Genomic DNA, 14,677 nt, shown 5'->3' with positions numbered 1-14,677 from the left:
ATATCAGGACCTGCAAAAAAAGTAAAGTGTATAACAATAAATTTTTAAATAATGGAAACAAAGAAAAAAACTTTAAAAATCAGCTTTTCCACGCAAAAGGGCGGTGTAGGAAAATCGACAATGACTACGTTACTGGCAAGTATACTTCATTACCGATTAGGTTTTAATGTGTTGGTATTGGATTGCGACTTTCCACAGCATAGCTTGACCAATATGCGTGAGCGGGATAAGAAGACCTTGATGCAAAATGACTATCATAAAAAGGCGGCAATGAAGCAATTTCAAGCCATTAACAAAAAAGCGTATCCGATTATGAAAAGCAAAGCCGAATATGCTTTGGAAAAAGCATCGGAATATGTAACCCAATCGGCTATTGTACCAGATGTTATTTTCTTTGATCTGCCGGGAACCGCCAATACCAAAGGAGTATTAACCACTTTGAAAACGATGGATTTTATTTTTTCCCCCATAACCGCCGACCGCTTGGTGGTGGAAAGTACATTGGGCTTTACCAAAGCGTTTCTTGGACTCCCGAAAACCATTGAGGGTAATGATGAGCAAGAATTGTGGCTATTCTGGAACCAAGTAGACGGTAGGGAAAAGACAGGCTTATATGAAGCATATCAAAGTGTCATCCGACAACTTAACCTGCCCATAATGCAAACAAGGATAATGGATAGTAAGCGTTTCCGAAAAGAAACAGACGATACCGAAAATTATGTATTCAGATCAAGTTTACTACCAGCAGAAAAACAACTGTTGAGAGCCACGAAAATGGATCTGTTTATTGAGGAATTTTTAAAAATTACTCATCTATAAAAGCGATAAACTATGAGTACAGATAAAAATAACAACAATTTTAAAAAGCCTAATGTTGATGAGGATTATTTAATGAATATCATCAGTGGCGATAAGCCTGTTGTCCATCCCCAAAATAATCGACAGATGGATCAACCAAAAGAAATCAAGACCAAGCCCAAAGAAAAAAACCGAAGCAACTCATCAAAAAAAGCGGACTACGAGGAAACGTTTTTGGTCAATCGGTTTCCGTCCGGTCGTAGCGGCAAAGTCGTTTACATTCGTCCAGAATACCACGAAAGGTTGCTCCGCATTGTGCAATTGACTAGGGAGGAAAAAACAACCCTCTATTCCTACATTGACAATATCCTTGAACACCACTTCAGAGAGTTTGGCGATGATATTACAGATTATTTTAACGAACGTTTTAAACCTATTATATAATGAAAAAAGCAAGTAAAAAAAGGAAAAAGGTTGTAACCGAGAATAACACGACAACAACCTACGAACAGGAGTTCCCTCAAGCAACTAAAATGAAGAAAAGGGGCGATAAAAGTATTTATGTCCGTCAGGAATATCACGAACGCTTATCCCGTATTGTACAGGTTATTGGTAAAGATGAGATACCCTTGTATACCTATCTTGACAATATTCTGGAACATCATTTTGAACTGTTTGAGAAAGCAATTACCGATGATTTCAACGAAAAGTTTAAACCCATTTTTTAAAGCACTTGATTATGGAAATAATAATTGTGATATGCCTGCTTATAATTATTTATCTGCTTTTACAGGATAAAATAATCAGTAAGAAACAACCTCAACAGCATAGCGTACCGAAAAAAGTAAATCCGAGTCTGCCTGATATTATGGGGCAGCCAAAACCTGTAAGAAGCCTTTCATTGCCAAAGACGTCCAACGAAAGCCAATTAGAAGATCAAGAGATAAATCCAGCTAATTTAGACATAGAATACGACGAAAATGAAATCGTCAATATTCAAATTCCGCAGGAAGAGCTGGACAAAGCCTTCAGTAATATGCCTGATTTTGAGGAAGAGGAAGAAGAATGGAACAGGTATGGAATCTCTGGTAGCGATGACAGTCTTGCTCAAGGAATTACCTTTGATGAACTTAGCACTGTAGGGGCATTACTCCAAAAAAATAATTTGGAACAATCCCAAAAGGAAAAAGCAGTTGCCCTGGTTCAAAAATTGCATGGGACGGAGTTGTTCAGCTTATTGGAAAATTCCATTGAAGGTGCCTCTCAAAAAATTGCCGAGCTTTTGGATAGCACACTTTCATCTGAGGCTGAAGCTGGTTCTTCCACCTTGCGGAAAAATAATTTAGAGGATTTTGATATTGGGAAGTTTGTGTGAGCAAACTCCCCAATAGTTTTATATAAAAAGTCTGTAATCATAAGACTTTCCTTCAAACCGAGAAAGTAACTTTCCTATTCGAGCAATCTGATTAGAAGAGTCGATAGTTGATGGAAGCTTGGAGTATAAATCCAAAGAATTCCAATTCATCTTAGTTAATCCTAATATTTCTGTAGCAATTGTTTGTATATTAGATTCTCCATAATGTTTAGTAATCCTAATTGGAGCAGGTATGCTTCTTCCTCCGAGATAAAATTTATAATTAGGTTGTCTAACAGATGGAACTATACCATGCGTCCATAAAAGGGCACTGTATTTATTTGTAACAATACAAGTTCCTCTAGATATAGGGAATTTATCAACTTGTAAATTATTTTGATATACACTCATTGCAATAAAACGTGCATCTATTTCATAATTAATTTCTATAAGGTCTATTTTCTTTATACCTGCTTTATTGAGGCTTGCTTTAATCCCGTTTATTTCTTCTTCTGTAAATCGTGTTCTTTTATGAATAACAACTCTTTCTGGCAATTTGTCCAAGGATTGGTAGAATAACTCTCTAATTGATACACCGAATTGAAAAGCATCTTTAAAAGATAAATATGGATTGTTCCGATTGTCTAAAAAATAATTATCAATTTTTGAAAGTCTATATTTTAGACCTTGACCCTTTGAATCATATATATGACTACAGCCAATTACAATTTCAGATTTTCCTTTACTATGTGATGTACTATAACCAATTCCAGCATAAGCAGTATTATTTTCTTGACTATTTAGTATCCAAGGTGTTCTTAAAGATTTTACATAAAAAGATAATGATAACCACCAATAAATCTGACATTTTAATTTATCCTCTAAAGTATCTTCTCTAATAAGTTGTGTAGCAACTCCTCTTGAGGCGGAAAATGCTTTAATATAATCATGAAGATCAAAACTCTCTCCTTCATTAACAAAACTTTCAAAAAGTTGCCATTCGTAAGGAATAAAGATTACTATTGTACTTTGGACTTGTGTATTAGCAATTTGTTCAATTTTGGAAGTAATTAGCCTAGCTAATCGTATAGCATTTCCATGACTTTCTAATTCGTTATTTGCCTTGAAATCAATATCTAACCACCTCTCATTATTTTCAAAACTAGGGATATTAATAGGTAGATTAAAAGCGTTTACAAACCCAGGGTAATCAATCAAATAGTCTGGATTAATATTTTCAGTGGAATGTTTTATTTGAATTTTTGAAAGAAAATCATAAAACTTTTGAGAGTATTTAATCCCACAAATAACCGATAAATTTACTTCGTTAGAGTAAACAACTCCATTTAGGTTAACATCAAAAGGTCTATTATTAACTAAACCTCTCATGGGGTGATAATCTTTAAACTCAATATCTGTTGCTACATTTTTAAATATGAGTTGAGGTTCTAAGAATTGAACCCCATGAAATTGGGTTTGTTTTTTGTTAAAATTACTTGGATGATATCCTCTGAAATTAGGATCTAAAACATTAATTTCTCCATAAGCAGTATTTGCAGATATTTGAAATTCAAACCCTGTTCCCGAATTTTCTGGCACTTCAAATCTTAATTTTTGAGTCGGAAATAAAATATCATTCCAAAAATTTAATATTGCATCATATTTATTATTAAAAAGTTTCTCAAGTTTCGATTTACTTAGTTGTTGCTTTTGCTGTTTTGAAATTTCATTTTCAGAAGTCAAATATATTGTTGGAACAAACGATAAATACCCAAAATATTTGTTCTTATCAAAATATAAAGATAATAATAAGGCTTTGTGAATATTGATGTCTCCATATCTATCATCAATGTTTTTTAGCCAAATTTTATCTTTGAAATTTGTACCTATTTCATATTTTGATGCAAAATGTTTAAGAATTGCACTCAACATTAAGGATTTAAAAGCAGATACATTTTCTATATCAAACTTTGAAATTGGCTCTCGTTTAATTTCCGATTTTAGATTAGCTCTGAAAACCCTATCTATATCAGTCAATGTTCCAATTGCGTATACTTTTCCTTTAAAAGGGACTGCGCAAATAGGTGTATTGTTCGTCAAATCTTTCAAAAATTTCCAAGGTCTTTCTTCATTATAGTCTACTTCAAATTGAAAAATTTCTTTAGGAAAGGAAACTGGATGCAGATTGCTTTTTATGTATTTATCAGCTCTTGTAAAATTTAAACTAAATTCAGTTTTAAAATAATCTTCATCATTAGAAGCTTCTAAAGCTTCCTGAATTTGCTTTTCTAATATAGTATTCCCTTCAAATGCTGATTTCGACAAGTGTATTAACGTTTTATCAAAACCATCAGTGGAAATGTAGTAACCTTCTCGCCCAGATTCTCTAATTTTAGCAATTAGTTCGGAGACTTCTTCATTAATTTGATCACCAAACCCACACCAATATAATCTACCGGAACCTTTTGTAGTAAAAGCAGATAGAATAGCATCCATTAATGATTTATCTCTCCCACTATAGCCAATAACAACTAAGTTTTTGTCTGTATGATAAGTAGAGAATTTCTCCGTGAAAGTCTCATTCTGATTATCCAATTCCTTCTCTGTATTTTTTAACGTCGAAAATTTGTAATCTCCATGTAAAGCTATCGTTAATAACTCTTTACTACTTTGATTCCTATAAATTCTGTCAGAATTGTCTAGTGTTATTTCTATTGGGGTTAATCTATTTTGATGAGCTGAACGAACAATTAATCCATCAAAATTTGTCGTCCATACAGATTTTACAATATTATGTTCTGCAAGTAAACAAAGTAATTTATATCCTATATACGGTTCTTTACTCTCGATTAAACTAAAGAAATATTTCCTTCTATCATGAGGAATTGGATATGCTTTTTCAGCATAAAAAGAGTATTCTTCAGGAGAATCTAACATTGGATATTCTCCTTGATCATCTAACCAGTTTTGAATACTTTTTCTAACAGATTCATTTTTGTAGTTCTTATAAAATTCAGCAGAGTTTATGTTCTTTGAAAGATAAATATCTTTTTTCCATTCCCATATGCAGTCATATGCAGATTGAATACCAGAACTAATTGAACTTCCAGCCCCCAATAAGAATGAATGGGGGACATCTATATTTCTTTTAAAAGATCTTAAAAAAGCATCGTATTCAAGTTGTATATTTTCTATCATAATTCTATTAATCCAAGACTTTTTTAGAGTTGGTAAGATTGTTAAAAATTAGTAAAATTAAATTTCAGTTAATACTAAGACAGTTATTATATATATAGGTATTTGGACCGATTAGCTAAAAGCATAAATATACTACATTTCTTCTTTTAACAAGCCACTATCCGCCAAACAATTCCACTCACTACCACTTTGTTATATCACTTTCGTTTCTGTTACACCTTTGTTCCGAAGCCCGTAATAAACGGGAATACAATAACAATTTAATGTGTTTCAATTATGAAAAAACAAAGAAAAAAAGTTTTGCTAGCATCCGTAGCAATGCTACCAGCAATGGGAACTTTTGCACAGGGAAATGGTACAGCGGGAATCACCGAGGCAACCCAAATGGTAACCTCCTATTTCGATCCTGCAACTCAGTTAATTTACGCCATTGGTGCAGTGGTAGGATTAATCGGTGGTGTTAAGGTGTACAATAAGTTTAGTAGTGGTGATCCCGACACATCCAAAACGGCAGCAAGCTGGTTCGGTGCGTGTATCTTTTTGATTGTGGCGGCTACAATTCTGCGCTCATTCTTCCTTTAATCCTTTGCCTTATGAACAGTTACAACATTAACAAAGGTATTGGAAGAACCGTAGAATTTAAAGGATTGAAAGCACAATACCTGTTCATTTTTGCTGGCGGATTGCTCGGTACACTCATTTTCGTGATGATCTTGTATATGGCAGGTGTAAACTCTTACATCTGTTTGCTGCTTGGAGCAGGTGGTGCCTCGCTGATTATTTGGCAAACCTTTTCGCTGAATAAGAAATACGGTGAGCACGGATTAATGAAAGTGGGTGCAAGAAAAAGGCATCCTCGTTTCATCATTTGTCGCAAACCAATACAACGCTATTTGAAATTCACTCCTAAACAGAATGCCTTATGAGAAATGTAGCAAAGACCACCACTTTGGAAAACAAGTTTCCACTCTTGGCAGTGGAGAACAACTGTATTCTTTCCAAAGATGCAGATATTACCGCCTGTTTTAAAGTCCGTTTACCAGAATTATTTACGGTAGCTTTAGCTGAATATGAAGCCATTCATTCCGCTTGGCATAAGGCGATCAAGACGTTGCCTGATTTTACAGTCGTTCATAAGCAAGATTGGTACATCAAAGAAAACTACGCACCCGATTTGGCACAAGAAGATCAAAGTTTTCTATCCAAAAGTTATCAAAGACATTTCAACGAACGACCGTTTTTAAATCACTATTGCTATTTGTTTTTGACCAAAACAACCAAAGAAAGAATGCGTATGCAAAGCAACTTTAGTTCACTTTGCAAAGGCACGCTGATTCCAAAAGAAATTAGAAACAGAGAAACCATTCAGCATTTTCTGGAAGCAGTCGCTCAATTTGAGCGTATCGTTAATGATAGTGGATTTATCACTTTAGGGCGTTTGAACGAAGAGGACATTATTGGAACGGACGAAAAACAAGGATTGCTAGAACAATATCTAACGCTTTCAAAAGAAGCAGGAACTGCGATGCAGGATATTGCACTCGGAACCGAAGAAGTGCGTATTGGCAATAAACGATTGTCCTTACACACCTTGTCAGATACCGATAATTTGCCTGGAACAGTATCAGCAGATACTCGTTTTGAAAAGCTATCGACCGATCGCAGTGATTGCCGTCTATCTTTTGCTGCTCCTGTAGGATTGTTGTTGAGTTGTAACCATATCTACAATCAATATTTGTTTTTGGATAACAGCGAAGACAATCTTCAAAAATTTGAAAAATCTGCAAGGAATATGCACTCGCTAGCAAGGTATAGCCGTGCCAACCAGATCAACAAAGAATGGATCGAAAAGTACCTAAACGAAGCACACTCTTTTGGTCTTTCTTCTATCAGAGCCCATTTTAACATCATGGCTTGGTCGGAAGATCCTATGGAATTAAAACAATTGAAAAACGATTGCGGTAGTGCTTTGGCATTAATGGAATGCAAACCTCGTCACAATACGACAGATGTAGCCACTTTGTACTGGGCAGGAATACCAGGCAATGCAGGGGATTTTCCGAGTGAGGAAAGTTTCTATACATTCATTGAACCAGCCTTGTGTTTCTTTACCGAAGAAACAAATTACCACAATTCTCCCTCTCCGTTCGGCATCAAGATGGCTGATCGTTTAACTGGAAAACCCATCCATTTGGATATATCGGATTTACCAATGAAGCGTGGTATTATCACAAACCGTAACAAGTTTATTTTGGGTCCATCTGGTTCGGGAAAATCGTTTTTTACTAATCACATGGTAAGACAATATTACGAACAAGGTGCGCACGTACTACTTGTTGATACGGGTAATTCCTATCAGGGATTATGTGAACTCATCAAAGGAAAAACTAAAGGAGAAGACGGTGTTTATTTCACATATACCGAAGACAACCCCATTGCATTTAATCCTTTTTACACCGATGATGGTGTGTTCGATATTGAGAAACGTGAAAGTATCAAAACCTTGATACTAACCTTATGGAAGCGCGATGATGATCCACCAACTCGATCCGAAGAAGTAGCCCTTTCCAATGCAGTAAGCGGTTATATAGAACAGATTAAAACGAGCGATGTGTATCCATCTTTCAACGGATTTTATGAGTATGTGAAAGGTGCTTATCGCAAGATACTGGAAGAAAAGCAGGTCAGAGAAAAAGACTTTGATATTGCCAATTTTCTCAATGTCCTTGAACCTTATTACAAAGGAGGCGAATATGATTACTTGCTGAACTCCGACAAGCAATTAGACCTACTTTCCAAACGATTTATCGTGTTTGAAATTGATGCCATAAAAGATCACAAGATTTTATTCCCCATTGTGACTATCATCATTATGGAAGTCTTCATCAACAAAATGCGTCGACTGAAAGGTATCCGAAAACTCATTTTAATTGAAGAAGCTTGGAAAGCCATCGCCAAAGAAGGAATGGCAGAATATATAAAGTACCTCTTCAAAACCGTAAGGAAGTTTTTCGGAGAAGCCATAGTCGTAACTCAAGAGGTTGATGACATCATTCAATCGCCCATCGTCAAGGAAAGTATCATCAATAACTCCGATTGTAAAATCCTATTAGACCAGCGCAAGTACATGAACAAGTTCGATGATATACAGGCGATGCTAGGGCTAACCGACAAAGAAAAAGGACAAGTACTTTCCATCAATATGAACAATGACACAAGCCGACTTTACAAAGAAGTTTGGATTGGATTAGGTGGAACAGACTCAGCAGTATACGCTACCGAAGTGAGTATGGAGGAGTATTTAGCTTATACCACCGAAGAAACCGAAAAGATGGAAGTCATGCAGCTCGCATCTGAACTAGACGGCAATGTCGAACTCGCTATTAAGCATCTCGCGATGCAAAGACGAGACAAATCAAAACAGTAATCATTAACAATGAGCTTGTAAAAGCTCAACTTAAAAAATCAGAAATAATGAAAAAAGTAATTTATCTGCTGTGCACAGCATTGATGCTAATCGCAGCACCTTCAGCAAAAGCCCAATTTGTAGTTACCGATCCTGCAAATCTGGCATCGGGTATTCTCAACTCCGCAAACGAAATCATACAAACTTCTGCGACGGTGAGCAACGTGGTAAAAAACTTCAACGAAGTAAAGAAAATGTATGACCAAGGAAAGGAATATTACGATAAACTAAAAGCGATCAACAATCTTGTAAAAGATGCCCGAAAAGTTCAACAAACGGTATTGTTAGTAGGCGATGTTTCGGAAATGTATGTGCAGAATTTTGGCAAAATGATGAATGATCAAAATTTCTCGCCACAGGAATTGGTCGCTATTGGTAACGGTTATTCTGCATTACTCAATGAAAGTAGTGAACTGTTGAAAGAATTGAAACAGATTGTAACCTCTTCAAGCTTGTCACTGAACGACAAAGAACGCATGGATATTATTGACCGCGTGTACAACGAGATTAAAGAATACCACAGTTTGGTACGCTACTACACCAATAAGAACATTTCCGTAAGCTACCTAAGAGCTAAAAAGAAAAATGATGCCAAAAGAGTACTTGATCTGTACGGGACTGCTAACCAAAAATACTGGTAAAGATGGAATGGGATAATCTTCACGAACTCCTACGATCGCTTTATGACGACATGATGCCACTTGCTGGTGACATGGCGGCGGTAGCTAAAGGTTTGGCTGGATTAGGTGCATTGTTCTATGTGGCATTAAAAGTTTGGCAAGCTTTAGCTCGTGCCGAACCAATTGATGTCTTTCCACTGCTACGTCCGTTTGCTTTAGGATTGTGTATCATGTTTTTTCCGACCATCGTTTTGGGAACTATAAATGCCGTGCTAAGTCCGATTGTTACTGGAACTCACGGCATACTCGAACATCAAGTACTTGACCTGAACAAATTACAAGAGCAAAAAGACCGATTGGAGTATGAGGCAATGGTCAGAAATCCAGAAACTGCTTATATGGTATCAGATGAAGAGTTTGATAAAAAACTGGACGAACTAGGCTGGTCTCCGTCTGACATCGGAACAATGGCAGGAATGTATATGGATAGAACGGCTTATCAAGTCGAGAAAGCACTAAAAGATTGGTTTCGCAATTTATTGGAAATACTTTTTCAAGCTGCTGCTTTGGTGATTGACACCATACGAACCTTCTTTTTGATCGTTCTTTCCATACTCGGGCCAATCGCTTTTGCTATATCGGTATGGGATGGTTTTCAGTCAACGCTCACACAGTGGATTACAAGATATGTCAGTGTTTATCTCTGGTTACCAGTATCCGATTTATTTAGTTCGATGCTTGCCAGGATACAATCGCTGATACTCGAACGAGATATAGCCATGCTAGCCGATCCAACTTATATACCTGATACCAGCAATACCGTGTATATCATCTTTATGATTATCGGTATTGTAGGTTATTTCACAATACCAACGGTAACAGGCTGGATTATTCAAGCTGGTGGAGCTGGAAACTTTACTCGAAATGTAAATCAATCTGCAATGAAAGCCGGAAATATTGCTGGAGCCGGAGCTGGTTCAGCCGTGGGAAACATCGGTGGCAAATTGATGGGAAAATAAAAACAATCAAACATTAAGAAAATGGAATTTAAAACATTAAGAAATATTGAAAATAGTTTTCGCCAAATCAGGCTGTACGCCCTAGTATTTGCCGTACTCTGTATAAGTATTGTAGGATATGCCGTTTGGCAGTCCTACAGCTTTGCGGAGCAGCAACGCCAAAAAGTTTATGTCTTGGATAATGGCAAATCGTTGATGTTGGCTTTATCACAAGACGCAAGTATCAACAGACCTGTGGAAGCGAGAGAACACGTACGAAGATTTCACGAACTCTTTTTTACCCTCGCTCCTGACAAAAATGCTATTGAAAGTAACATGAAAAGAGCCTTCAATCTTGCCGATAAAAGCGCTTTTGATTATTACAAAGACTTATCAGAAAAAGGCTATTACAGTCGCATTATTTCGGGTAACGTACAACAGCGCATAGAGGTTGACAGTGTCGTTTGCAATTTCGACACCTATCCTTATTCGGTACGAACCTATGCCAAACAATTCATTATCCGTTCGAGCAATGTGACCAAACGTAATCTGATTACCTCGTGCAACCTCTTAAACTCTGTTCGCTCGGATAACAATCCCCAAGGATTTAATATCGAAAAATTTGCAGTCGTAGAAAACAGGGATATCGAAGTCATTGAACGTTAAAAACGAATACTATGAAACAGTTACTTGATTTAGACAAATTTGCATAAACGCTGACCGACAAAGGGTATGACGGTTATTTTCTCACACAAGCTGCTTATCCCGACAAAATCAAGGACAGCATCAGTAAGTTTTTGGAGGCTTGCAAGAATGGTACGAACAAACTATTGTATCCTGATTTATTACCTATACAAACTTTTCTAGAATGGAATGGAGAGGACAAGCCTAAAGTAAGTTGCAATATGTGGTTATCACACGAAAACGGAAAATTTGATGTGCGCAAACTGGAAATTGAACGGAAAGACCAATATGGACATTCAATGAAAAAATTGGAATTAAAAGTTCTTTCCACAGAGACTTTACCAACCAGAAAAGAAGCCATCGCCTTAGTATCCGATAAACCTACACAGGAATTACCCTCTCGAAACAGGCAATTTAAAATGCGATAATCAAAAATTTGAAAAGCATGAAAAAATTAAGAGCACATATAGAGCAGTATTTTGACAGGCTGGATAATCGATTTCGAGTTCTACCGCTAAAGAAACAAAGGCAATTCACCTTATACTTTTTTATAGGGTACCTCTTGCTAACCGCAGCTGTCATTTGGAACGTATGGTATGATGTAGCTACTTCCAATGAGATCGTTAACATCAAGCATATCGAAAATCCGGTGCATAAAAAGAAGGAAACTTCTACACGATTGCAGGACACCTTATCAACATTTAAATAATGAGATTTATGAAAGAAAATGAAAACAAAAAATCGGTCGTTCGGGTAACCGAGGGAATCCCGAAAAAGACCGTTGATGTGTTACAAAACAGCACACAAGATACGCAAGAAAAGCTGAAAAAGCCGCTGATATTCGGTTTAATGGCAGTCGTTTTCGCAGGTTGTATGTACCTCATCTTTAAACCATCCGAAGACAAAAAAGCACTAGAAAATATCGGATTAAATGATGTCGTTCCACAAGCTACCGATGCAGCAATGCCCGATGACAAGGGTAAAGCTTATGAGCAAGAAATGTTTCAGAATAAAGAACAAGAAAAACGCAATGCACTTACCTCTTTGTCTGACTATTGGAATACTGAAGATAAGGATGAATTTACCGATGAATCCTACGCTGACGAAGAAAGGTACGGTTACGGTTACAGAAGCTCAGGAAGAAACAACAATGCTGGATTGAACAGTTACCGAAATATGCAAAACACATTGGGTTCATTCTATGAGGAAGATAATTCGGAAGCTATCGAACTCCGCAAGCAAGTGGATGATTTAAAAGAACAATTGGCAGAAAAAGATGTACCCAAAGTTGCAACCGTAGACGATCAATTGGCTTTAATGGAAAAGTCCTATCAAATGGCAGCAAAGTATCTTCCTTCAGGTACAAATACAGAAAACACAAAGGTTGTTCCTATTGAAAATTTCACTGTAAAAGCTTCGAACCAAAAAGAGCATTTTGTGTCTTTTGCGTCCGTAAGAAAGAATACCGTATCAGCCTTATATCGTGAACCTACCGATAGTGCTTTTTTGGAAAATTGGAGTGAAAGCAGAAACCGTGGTTTTTATACTGCAGGCTCTGTGGAACAAGTTGTACAACCTAAAAACAGTATAAAAGCTTGTGTACATGATGCGCAAACGGTTATCGGTGAAACTGGTGTGAGATTGCGTTTATTGGAAGCTGCTCAAACACCTGAGCGTACGATTCCGAAAGGAACTATTGTTACTGCGAATGCTAAATTTCAAAGCAGACGTTTACAGCTAAAAATTACGTCTGTAGAATTAGATGGAAATATCATCCCCGTAGATATTACGATTTACGATCTGGACGGGCAACAAGGTTTGTATGTTCCGTATTCGCCCGAAATGAATGCTCTAACTGAAATGGCAGGAAACATGAGCCAAACAGGCGGAACCAGTCTGATGCTTACACAAAATGCCGGACAGCAGATTGCCGCAGATTTAAGTCGTGGCGTCGTACAAGGTATTTCGGGTTATTTATCTAAAAAAGTAAGAACACCCAAAGTAAGCCTAAAGGCAGGGCATCAAGTATTCTTGGTCTCTAAAAAATAATGTGGAATTATAAAAAAATTAAAAAGATGAAAAATCATTTAAAAACCTTTTGGTTAATCGCCCTGATATTCGGCTTTTCCGTACAATCTTATGCTCAAGAAAGCACCAAAGAACCTCTTACACTAGGTAAGATAGAACCTTACCGCATGGAAGTTACCTACGACAAAACTTCTCATCTAATTTTTCCAACGGCTATACGTTATGTGGATTTGGGAAGTGACTACCTCATAGCAGGAAAAGCAGAAGATGCGGAAAATGTGCTGCGAATAAAAGCATCAATAAGAGATTTTGAAACTGAAACCAACTTTTCGGTGATTACCAATGACGGACGTTTTTACAGCTTCAACGTGTTTTACAGCCCTTATCCTGACGTATTGAGTTATGATCTTTTGACGATGCAAAAATCGGTAGACAAAGCCAATGGAAACGATGTTCTTTTTGAAGAATTAGGCAACAATTCGCCATCACTAGCCGGTCTGCTTTTAGAAACCATCTACAACAAGGACAAACGTATAGTTAAGCATATTGGAGCTAAAAGTTTCGGTATTCAGTTTATCCTAAAAGGAATTTATATCCACAATGGCAAATACTATTTCCACACCGGATTGAAAAACAAAACGAATGTGCCTTTTCAGATTGATTTTATCAATTTCAAAGTTGTCGATAAGAAAGTAGCTAGCCGAACAGTGGTACAGGAACGCACGATGATACCGCTTCGAACGTATAAGCCTCTTACAGAAATTTCAGGACAATCTACCCAGCAGAATGTGTTTTTATTAGATCAATTCACGATTGCCGATGACAAGGTACTGCTGATTGAAATATTTGAGAGAAATGGCGGAAGACACCAAACCCTTCAGGTGGAAAATTCAGATTTAATCAAAGCTCACTTGATTAACGATATGCACCTGAAATTTTAATAATCCTAAAAGTAAAGTACAATGAAAAAATATATCTATACCGTGATGCTCCTCTTTTTGGCCATCACGGTAACACAGGCACAACGAATGGTACCAAAGCAGAAAGGACTGGAAGTTAGTACAGGAATATTGTCCAATGATAAAATCGGAAATGATTACTACATCAATATTGGAATGACTATCAATGGAAAAAACGGCAATTATCAGCTGTGGGCATTGGAATACACCCATCAATTCCAAAATTATAAAAACCTAAAAATACCACAGGAAACGTATACCGCTGAAGGTGGTTACAGCTTTTTTATATTAGGCGATACCCGAAAAAATATCACGCTGAATTTCGCATTAACAGGAGTGATTGGTTATGAAACCATCAATCGTGGAGAAACATTATTGTATGATGGTTCAAAGATACTGACAGAGGATAATTTCATATACGGAGCTGGTGGACGACTGAGCTTTGAAACCTATCTATCAGACAGATTTGTGGTGATTCTACAAGGACGCACAAAAGTTTTGTGGGGTACAGATCTCGAACAGTTCCGACCATCGGGAGGCGTTGGATTACGATTTAACTTTTAAAAATAGAA

General features: G+C 36.8%; 16 protein-coding genes. 15 read left to right on the top strand and 1 reads right to left on the bottom strand.

Annotation, left to right across the window (positions count from 1 at the left end; all coding sequences use genetic code 11):
* Positions 1 to 51: 51 nt before the first annotated feature.
* The 4 genes from GOQ16_RS09785 to GOQ16_RS09770 are packed head-to-tail and all read left to right on the top strand — an operon-like array spanning position 52 to position 2,173.
* A complete protein-coding gene (locus tag GOQ16_RS09785) occupies positions 52 to 819 on the top strand; it encodes a ParA family protein (RefSeq protein ID WP_160069103.1) in 768 nt (255 codons plus the stop codon).
* 12 nt (positions 820 to 831) lie between these two features.
* Complete coding sequence (locus GOQ16_RS09780; protein ID WP_160069102.1) at positions 832 to 1,242, top strand: DUF3408 domain-containing protein; 411 nt, start codon at positions 832 to 834, stop codon at positions 1,240 to 1,242.
* Entirely contained in the window at positions 1,242 to 1,526 is a 285-nt protein-coding gene (locus tag GOQ16_RS09775) for a DUF3408 domain-containing protein (protein ID WP_240140999.1), read from the top strand. The genes GOQ16_RS09780 and GOQ16_RS09775 overlap by 1 nt, the downstream gene beginning before the upstream one ends.
* A gap of 11 nt (positions 1,527 to 1,537) precedes the next feature.
* On the top strand, positions 1,538 to 2,173 hold the full coding sequence (locus GOQ16_RS09770) for a conjugal transfer protein TraD (protein ID WP_160069101.1): 636 nt from the start codon (positions 1,538 to 1,540) through the stop codon (positions 2,171 to 2,173).
* Between the two features lie 18 nt (positions 2,174 to 2,191).
* Here GOQ16_RS09770 and GOQ16_RS09765 read toward each other — a convergent pair whose 3' ends face one another.
* Positions 2,192 to 5,350, bottom strand: a complete 3,159-nt coding sequence (locus tag GOQ16_RS09765) for an SIR2 family protein (RefSeq protein WP_160069100.1) — start codon at positions 5,348 to 5,350, stop codon at positions 2,192 to 2,194.
* A gap of 276 nt (positions 5,351 to 5,626) precedes the next feature.
* Between GOQ16_RS09765 and GOQ16_RS09760 the strand changes: the two genes are divergently transcribed.
* From GOQ16_RS09760 to GOQ16_RS09710, 11 genes are all read left to right on the top strand, one after another.
* Positions 5,627 to 5,932, top strand: a complete 306-nt coding sequence (locus GOQ16_RS09760) for a DUF4134 domain-containing protein (protein ID WP_160069099.1) — start codon at positions 5,627 to 5,629, stop codon at positions 5,930 to 5,932.
* An 11-nt stretch (positions 5,933 to 5,943) separates the two neighbouring features.
* Positions 5,944 to 6,276, top strand: coding sequence for a DUF4133 domain-containing protein (locus GOQ16_RS09755; protein ID WP_160069098.1), 333 nt, complete (start codon positions 5,944 to 5,946; stop codon positions 6,274 to 6,276).
* On the top strand, positions 6,273 to 8,777 hold the full coding sequence (locus GOQ16_RS09750; RefSeq protein ID WP_160069097.1) for a TraG family conjugative transposon ATPase: 2,505 nt from the start codon (positions 6,273 to 6,275) through the stop codon (positions 8,775 to 8,777). Before GOQ16_RS09755 ends, GOQ16_RS09750 begins: the two co-directional genes overlap by 4 nt.
* Positions 8,778 to 8,824: 47 nt before the next feature.
* The gene (locus GOQ16_RS09745; protein WP_160069096.1) at positions 8,825 to 9,457 is read left to right on the top strand and encodes a DUF4141 domain-containing protein; all 633 of its coding nucleotides are present in this window, start codon (positions 8,825 to 8,827) and stop codon (positions 9,455 to 9,457) included.
* Positions 9,458 to 9,459: 2 nt separating this feature from the next.
* A complete protein-coding gene (gene traJ / locus GOQ16_RS09740; protein WP_160069095.1) occupies positions 9,460 to 10,455 on the top strand; it encodes a conjugative transposon protein TraJ in 996 nt (331 codons plus the stop codon).
* Between the two features lie 21 nt (positions 10,456 to 10,476).
* Positions 10,477 to 11,100 (top strand): conjugative transposon protein TraK, encoded by a 624-nt coding sequence (traK, locus tag GOQ16_RS09735; protein WP_160069094.1) that lies wholly within the window; start codon positions 10,477 to 10,479, stop codon positions 11,098 to 11,100.
* A gap of 131 nt (positions 11,101 to 11,231) precedes the next feature.
* Entirely contained in the window at positions 11,232 to 11,546 is a 315-nt protein-coding gene (locus GOQ16_RS09730) for a hypothetical protein (RefSeq protein WP_240140998.1), read from the top strand.
* Positions 11,547 to 11,563: 17 nt separating this feature from the next.
* Entirely contained in the window at positions 11,564 to 11,827 is a 264-nt protein-coding gene (locus GOQ16_RS09725) for a nitrogen regulatory IIA protein (RefSeq protein WP_240140997.1), read from the top strand.
* Positions 11,827 to 13,167 (top strand): conjugative transposon protein TraM, encoded by a 1,341-nt coding sequence (traM, locus tag GOQ16_RS09720; protein WP_240140996.1) that lies wholly within the window; start codon positions 11,827 to 11,829, stop codon positions 13,165 to 13,167. The genes GOQ16_RS09725 and traM overlap by 1 nt, the downstream gene beginning before the upstream one ends.
* Before the next feature lie 26 nt (positions 13,168 to 13,193).
* Positions 13,194 to 14,087: a conjugative transposon protein TraN gene (traN, locus tag GOQ16_RS09715; protein WP_160069093.1), complete on the top strand. Its 894-nt coding sequence runs from the start codon at positions 13,194 to 13,196 to the stop codon at positions 14,085 to 14,087.
* Between the two features lie 21 nt (positions 14,088 to 14,108).
* On the top strand, positions 14,109 to 14,669 hold the full coding sequence (locus tag GOQ16_RS09710; protein ID WP_160069092.1) for a conjugal transfer protein TraO: 561 nt from the start codon (positions 14,109 to 14,111) through the stop codon (positions 14,667 to 14,669).
* Positions 14,670 to 14,677 lie beyond the last annotated feature (8 nt).

The organism is Sphingobacterium bovisgrunnientis, assembly GCF_009829085.1.
In the GTDB taxonomy this organism is placed as follows: domain Bacteria; phylum Bacteroidota; class Bacteroidia; order Sphingobacteriales; family Sphingobacteriaceae; genus Sphingobacterium; species Sphingobacterium bovisgrunnientis.
The sequence above is the reverse complement of the archived record's forward strand: the minus strand, read 5'-3'. Positions and strand labels throughout refer to the sequence as shown.